A 7,240-nucleotide genomic window follows, 5' to 3' on the forward strand; every position below is an offset into this window, starting at 1 on the left:
GAATAATGCCTGTATGTTAATATGATCTATGTTATACAGAGATCAGTTGCACTTCAGTTTGTTATTTCGGGAGAAAAAGGAGTCCTACGTGATAACTCATGTCAGCCCATTAGGTTCCATGGATCTGCTTTCACAGCTAGAAGTTGATATGCTTAAAAGAACAGCCAGCAGTGATCTTTATCAACTGTTTCGTAACTGTTCACTTGCAGTTCTCAACTCTGGTAGCCTTACTGATAGTAGTAAAGAACTGTTATCTAAATACCAAGATTTTGATATTAACGTACTGCGTCGCGAACGTGGTGTAAAATTAGAGCTAGTTAATCCCCCAGAAGATGCCTTTGTTGATGGAAAAATTATTCGCTCTCTACAAGCAAACCTATTTGCTGTACTGCGCGATATTTTGTTTGTGCATGGGCAAATAACCACGGCAAAACGCGACCTACATTTAAACCTTGAAAACAGCGCCCATATAACAAACACCATTTTCTCTATCTTACGTAATGCAAGAGCGCTACATATCGATGAAGATCCAAATATGATCGTTTGCTGGGGCGGACACTCCATCAATGAAACAGAGTATCTTTACGGTAGAAAAGTCGGTAATGAATTAGGGTTACGCGAACTGAATATCTGTACTGGGTGTGGACCTGGAGCTATGGAAGCTCCCATGAAAGGCGCTGCAGTGGGTCACGCTCAACAACGCTATAGAAATAGCCGTTTTATTGGTGTTACAGAGCCATCAATCATCGCCGCTGAGCCACCAAATCCTCTGGTTAATGAACTTATCATTATGCCAGATATTGAAAAACGTCTGGAAGCTTTTGTTCGTATTGCCCACGGCATTATTATTTTCCCGGGGGGCGTAGGAACCGCAGAAGAGCTACTCTATCTACTTGGTATTCTGATGTCACCAGAAAACCAAGAACAAGTACTCCCACTGATTTTAACAGGTCCTAAAGAGAGTGCAGACTATTTCCGAGTACTCGATGATTTTATTGTTAATACCTTAGGTGAAGATGCACGACGTCATTATCAAATCATCGTCGATGATGCGGCTGAAGTGGCTCGTATTATGAAGAAATACATGCCATTGGTAAAAGATAACCGTCGTAGCACAGGGGATGCTTACAGCTTTAATTGGTCAATAAAAATTAATGCGGACTTACAACATCCTTTCGAGCCAACTCATGAAAATATGGCATCACTTAATTTAAGCACGCACCAATCTCCTGAAAAGCTGGCGGCTGATTTACGCCGTGCATTTTCCGGTATTGTTGCAGGTAACGTAAAAGAAGTGGGAATGAAGGCGATAGAAGCTCATGGCCCTTATAAAATCCACGGCGAAAGCGATATTATGCGCCGTATGGATATTTTATTGGCGGGTTTTGTCGAACAGCATCGTATGAAGCTACCTGGTGGTAGTGCCTATCAACCTTGTTACGAGATCATCAGCTAATTAATTATGGTACATTTGCTGATCATTGATGCATTAAACCTGATCCGCCGTATTCATGCGGCATCAGGTTCTTCATGCCTGACAGTGTGTGAACATAGCGTGAATCAATTGCTTAATCACACACGTCCTACTCACGCGGTTGCTGTTTTTGATGAAGATGATAGGGAAAATAGCTGGCGCCATCAGTTATTGCCGGAATATAAAGCAGGCCGCTCGCCGATGCCAGCTGATCTGCACCAACAGCTTCCAGAAATTAAAGCAATGCTACTTAACTTAGGTATAAAAAGCTGGCATTCAGGAGGCGATGAAGCGGATGATGTGGCCGCAACTTTGGCAACAAAAGTCGCTCAAGCCGGACATAATGTGACCATTATTTCAACAGATAAAGGTTATTGCCAATTACTTTCTCCTGCCATACGTATTCGTGACTATTTTCAAAAACGCTGGCTCGATCTTGAATTTATTAATCAAGAGTTTGGTGTTAAACCGACACAATTAACTGATTATTGGGGATTAACAGGCGTTAGCAGCAGTAAAGTTTCTGGTGTCCCCGGTATTGGCCCTAAAAGTGCAACAGAACTTTTGCAACTTTATCCTAATTTAGAGTCACTGTATCAACACATTGATGAAGTGCCCAAAAAATGGCAAACCAAATTGAGTGATAATAAAGAAGTTGCTTTTATTAGCCGCCAAATCACCACACTTCGTACTGATATTCAGCTAAACGGTAATTTACAACAGTTACGTTTAAAATAGTTTAATCAATAAAAAGGCTAACGCTCTGTAATAGAGAATTAGCCTGTTGATGATTTACTCATCAAAAGATGAACTTAACTCTATGAAGTTAAAACTCGCGATCAGGACGATAAGCAGCCCAGATATTTTGGATATGTACCGTGATCTCTTCTCTATCATGATACAAATGCTTAGCCTGAATTTTAGCATTAATGCCTTTCTCAGCTAATTCAGCTCTAATTTTATCAAGGATATGCGCAACTTCTTCATAACGCTTTTTCATCGGTAATTTTAAGTTGAAGATTGCTTCACGACACCATTCATTAACTATCCATGTTGTCATTAATGCAGCCACTTTTGCAGGCTTCTCAACCATATCACACACCAGCCAAGTAATATTCTTTGATGTCGGCTCAAACTTAAAGCCATCAGCTTGATGGTGGCGCACTTGTCCTGTTTCCATTAAAGAAGGAGCCATAGGACCATTATCAACGGCATGCACCATCATGCTACGTTTAACTAATTGGTAAGTCCATCCTCCGGGACAAGCCCCAAGATCAACCGCACTCATCCCACTGGCTAAGCGCTCTTCCCACTCTTCATAAGGAATAAAAACATGGAACGCTTCTTCAAGTTTTAAAGTTGAACGACTTGGTGCATCGGCTGGGAATTTTAATCGGGGGATCCCCATATAGAATGGCGAGTTATTAAAGCTATAGGAATAGCCCACGTAACAACATCCCGGAGCAATAAAAAAGACATGGATCACCGGACGGCTATAATTTTCAACTTTTAATAAGATCTTTTCTTTACGTAATTGATTACGCAAAGGAACAGTGAATTTGCGGCAAAATTTTAATAACTCTTTGCTTTCATTGGTATCAGCGACTTCAACACGTAATTCACCTGCTTTTTCTGTACTACCTTTTAGCTGGTCAATAATGGGAGTAATACGATCTTCTGGTGGTAAGTTCTTTAATAATTCACCACAAACAAATAATTGGCGTGCAAAGATAAGTCCTCTAAAATCCACATCACGAGCAATTTTATCTGCATCACCTTCTTGATAGCATTCAAAAATGACGTAGCCACTTCCCTCTTTCACACGAGAAAAGCCATAAACACCTATTTGTCCTGCTTTATCCGTTATCTCCGCCGCGCACTCTTTTTCAAAACCAGGGCGACAATATAATGCTACTTTATTCATGGCGAGATGCCGGTGTCCTTAGACGCAAAGCGCCAATAAAAATTAAAATCCAACCAATAAGAAAACTAAATCCACCAATTGGCGTAAAATAAGATAATAACCTAACCTGTGTTAGCGCCATACAATAAAGGCTACCACTGAAAAGTAAAATTCCTAAACCAAAGAAAATACCTGCCCAATAAAACCATAAAATAGTTTTGCGCATTAATATCGCCGCTAACCCTACAAGTAGTAAAGTATGTACGATTTGATAACGCATAGCTAACTGAATATATTCCCAATGCTGTGGCGATAAATGAGGGGCTAATTTATGGGTAGCGAATGCCCCAAAAGCCACATAAAAAAAACCACTGATTGCGGAAAACATAAGCAATGTACGACTATTCACTGTTTATTCCTTCCTGTTAGGAGCTAATTTACCTAAACAAATATTAAGAAGTTGCCAGTAATCCTAATTTTTCCTGTTCATTTGCCGCTTGAGATAAAATCCATTGACGGAAAGCAGCAATTTTTCCTAATTCAGCCTGACTGTCTTGGCAAACTAAATAAAAGGCATTTTTACTGACAAGCACATCTTGAAAAGGCCTAACTAATCGACCTGATTCAATTTCACTACGAGCCATAACATTATTAACTAATGCAACACCTTGTCCGTGTACTGCAGCCTGTATCACCATAGAGCTATGGCTAAAGATAGGCCCTTGTTGCACATTAATCTGGTTTTGGATCTCCAATTGACGAACATAAGCTTGCCAATCACGACGCGATGTATCATGTAACAGTGTATGATAAATCAGATCGGACGGGGTTTTTAGTGGTTTTTCACCTGTCAGCAAAGAAGGAGCACAAACCGGAATTAAATATTCAGCGTAAAGACGATCAGTACGCAATCCAGTCCAGTTCCCGCGGCCATAAAAAATAGCCACATCCACATCATCAGCAAGCTTATCTTCTTCGCGATCAACCGCCTGAATACGAACATCAATCCCCGGATAAGCCTGATTAAACCCTGATAACCTCGGTACTAACCACTGAATAGCAAAACTCGGCGACAAGCTCACTGTTAAAGCCCCTTTTGCGCTTCGCGCAAGTAATTTTCTTGTCGCTTCATTAATTGAAGAGAAAATTTCTTTGATATCAAGATAATAACTTTGACCTTCTTCGGTCAATAACAAAGAACGATTGCGTCTTCTAAATAATTTTAGTCCAAGAAATTCTTCTAATGTTTTAATTTGATGGCTAACCGCTGCTTGAGTCACGAATAATTCTTCAGCCGCTTTAGTAAAACTTAAATGACGTGCTGCCGAATCAAAAACTCTAAGGGCATTTAGTGGAGGTAAACGTTTAGACATATTCTGTTGTGAAACCCCTATTTTGGCTGTTGGTAAACCCTAACGTTAGTTATTAGTTTTTTTTATGCGAAGCATTATAATTTGTCCCTTGATGATTAGCCAGTAAATACCTATAGTACTCGCACTTCCTAAGCCGGAACGAAAAGTTGTGTAGTAGCAATACTGCAAAACTTTTGGCTTTGTGGTTGTGATGTTGTGTTTGCAAGTTGTCTGGAAATTCCAGACTTTGTAGCTGATGCTACTGTTTTTTTTCACTTCCTGTACATTTACCCTGTCTGTCCATAGTGATTTTATAATGCACCGCCAAGGCGGTGCTTTTTTTATATATAATTTTACTCTAACTTCGTAACGCTGACGGACTGCACATCCTATTTTTATGCTAAATGCGCACCTACTTAGCTATTATTATGCTAAAAAAGTGTAACATCTTTTCCCCATAGGCAATAACAGCGCTGAGTAGATAAACATCTATTCCATTTTCGATGCTATAAACAAGCTCACCTTTATCGTGTTACCATAAAAATCTATCGCAATTCACAGTAAACAAATTAGCAATTTCATTATAAATAAATATTATTAACCGTATAATCTCGCGGTTAGATTTTTACTTACTATAACGGCGTTTTCTAGACTGACTAACACAAGCTCATTATGAAACCATTTTCCCCTACTGTTTTTCGCCAACAATTTCCTGCTATTGAGGAAAATATTGTTTATCTTGATAGTGCGGCTACCGCGTTAAAACCTGTAGCTATGATTGAAGCTTCAGATGAATTTTATCGCCATAGCTTAGCAACGGTTCACCGTAGCCAATATCAACAAGCTAAAAAGATGACACAACACTTTGAGCAAGCACGTCAGCAAGTCGCTCAATTACTTAACGTCGCAGATAGCGATACTATTATTTGGACGCAAGGCACCACAGGCTCACTTAATCTTATTGCTCAAGGCTATTTCCGCCCACGATTACAAACCGGTGATGAAATTATCGTTAGTGAACAAGAGCATCACGCCAATCTTATTCCTTGGTTAATGTTAGCAGAGCAGACTGGGGCAAAAATTATTCGTTGGCCGATTGAAGATAACTTTTTACCTTCAATCGCCACACTGGCGACATTACTTACGGCAAGGACAAGAGTAGTGGCAATAAGCCAAATGTCGAATATCACCGGTGCACAAATCGCCTTAGATAAAGTTTCTCAATGTGTACATCAATATGATGACTGTTTACTCGTGGTTGATGGTGCACAAGGCATAGCTCATCATGCAACGGATATCAGCGCCCTTGATATCGATTTTTATGCTTTCTCTGCCCATAAATTATATGGCCCCAATGGCCTTGGCGTATGTTATGGAAAGCGCGAACTTTTAGAAGTGATGTCTGCGTGGCAAGGGGGCGGAAAAATGTTAACCACGGCAAGCTTTAACGGTTTTGTACCCGCGGCTATTCCTCATCGCTTTGAAGCAGGCACCCCTAACATAGCTGCTGTAATTGCTTTTTCAGCAACATTAGATTGGTTACAAACGCAAGATATGGCGCAAGCCAATCAATACGCCTTAACTCTGGCAGATAAAGCACAGGCGCGTCTTGAGCAATTAGAGGGTTTTATCAGTTATCGCGCGCCTCATTCACCGGTACTCGCTTTTAATTTTGAGGGTATTCATCACAGTGATTTAGCGGCATTAATCGCGGAACAAGGTATTGCTTTACGCACGGGGCAACACTGCGCACAACCTTTAATCGATGCTTTAACCATTTCTGGCTGTTTACGCGCTTCTTTTATGCCATATAATCAACTTTCTGATATTGATAGGTTAGTTGATGCGGTTAAATTCGCACTGTCCTTATTAAAAGATGAAGATTAAATATGAGTAATAATACACAACACCCTTTTGGTCATGACATTACCTTAGATGGATTATTTCAAGACTTCCAGAAATCAAAATCATGGGAAGATAAATATCGTCAATTGATCCAACTTTCAAGAAAATTACCCGCATTACCTGATGAATTAAAAACAACAGAAAATGAAATCAAAGGGTGCGAAAATAGAGTATGGCTAGGTGTTGAGTTAAACAATGACGGCAAATACCATATTTATGGTGATAGTGATGGGCGAATTGTAAAAGGCTTACTGGCGGTTATTTTAACAACAGTTGAGAATAAAACAGCACAAGAAATAGCCAATATCGATATATTAGCTATTTTTGAACAATTAGGATTGGCTAATCAAATTAGTCAATCACGCACTGATGGTGTCAATGCCATTATTGCGCGATTAACGTCGCTGACACAGACATCTCAACCCTAACAAGTCAATGTGTATAGCTTGTTGTATGGTGGATCAATACGCTTAAATGATCCAAAGTGCAACTAGGTGACTAGTGCGATTGAGCACCATCAACATCGCTACAACTTGAAGTATCACGAGTACTACTCTAAATAATTCAAGGTGTAGCTAGGCGACAAGTGAATGAGTCGCTAGGAGC

At 40.0% G+C, this 7,240-nt stretch carries 7 protein-coding genes; 4 read left to right on the plus strand and 3 right to left on the minus strand.

What is annotated here, in order from left to right; genetic code table 11:
- The first annotated feature begins 88 nt into the window (after positions 1–88).
- Entirely contained in the window at positions 89–1,456 is a 1,368-nt protein-coding gene (ppnN, locus tag GWI58_RS02190) for a nucleotide 5'-monophosphate nucleosidase PpnN (RefSeq protein WP_004249505.1), read from the plus strand.
- A 6-nt stretch (positions 1,457–1,462) separates the two neighbouring features.
- Positions 1,463–2,212 carry a flap endonuclease Xni gene (xni, locus tag GWI58_RS02195; RefSeq protein ID WP_004245494.1) on the plus strand — a complete coding sequence of 250 codons (750 nt, stop codon included), beginning with the start codon at positions 1,463–1,465 and terminating at the stop codon, positions 2,210–2,212.
- An 88-nt stretch (positions 2,213–2,300) separates the two neighbouring features.
- On the opposite strand, the gene rlmM is transcribed toward xni, so the two are convergent.
- The 3 genes from rlmM to GWI58_RS02210 are packed head-to-tail and all read right to left on the minus strand — an operon-like array spanning position 2,301 to position 4,750.
- Positions 2,301–3,398, minus strand: a complete 1,098-nt coding sequence (gene rlmM, locus GWI58_RS02200) for a 23S rRNA (cytidine(2498)-2'-O)-methyltransferase RlmM (RefSeq protein WP_004245495.1) — start codon at positions 3,396–3,398, stop codon at positions 2,301–2,303.
- Positions 3,391–3,786 (minus strand): DUF423 domain-containing protein, encoded by a 396-nt coding sequence (locus tag GWI58_RS02205; RefSeq protein ID WP_060557672.1) that lies wholly within the window; start codon positions 3,784–3,786, stop codon positions 3,391–3,393. Before GWI58_RS02205 ends, rlmM begins: the two co-directional genes overlap by 8 nt.
- A gap of 43 nt (positions 3,787–3,829) precedes the next feature.
- On the minus strand, positions 3,830–4,750 hold the full coding sequence (locus GWI58_RS02210) for a transcriptional regulator GcvA (protein ID WP_004245498.1): 921 nt from the start codon (positions 4,748–4,750) through the stop codon (positions 3,830–3,832).
- A gap of 651 nt (positions 4,751–5,401) precedes the next feature.
- Here GWI58_RS02210 and csdA point away from each other — a divergent pair.
- Both csdA and csdE read left to right on the plus strand, forming a co-directional pair.
- Complete coding sequence (csdA, locus tag GWI58_RS02215) at positions 5,402–6,616, plus strand: cysteine desulfurase CsdA (RefSeq protein WP_049208525.1); 1,215 nt, start codon at positions 5,402–5,404, stop codon at positions 6,614–6,616.
- Positions 6,617–6,618: 2 nt separating this feature from the next.
- The gene (gene csdE, locus GWI58_RS02220; RefSeq protein ID WP_004245500.1) at positions 6,619–7,062 is read left to right on the plus strand and encodes a cysteine desulfurase sulfur acceptor subunit CsdE; all 444 of its coding nucleotides are present in this window, start codon (positions 6,619–6,621) and stop codon (positions 7,060–7,062) included.
- Positions 7,063–7,240 lie beyond the last annotated feature (178 nt).

This window comes from Proteus sp. G2674, from assembly GCF_009915195.1.
GTDB classification, from domain to species: Bacteria; Pseudomonadota; Gammaproteobacteria; order Enterobacterales; family Enterobacteriaceae; genus Proteus; species Proteus mirabilis.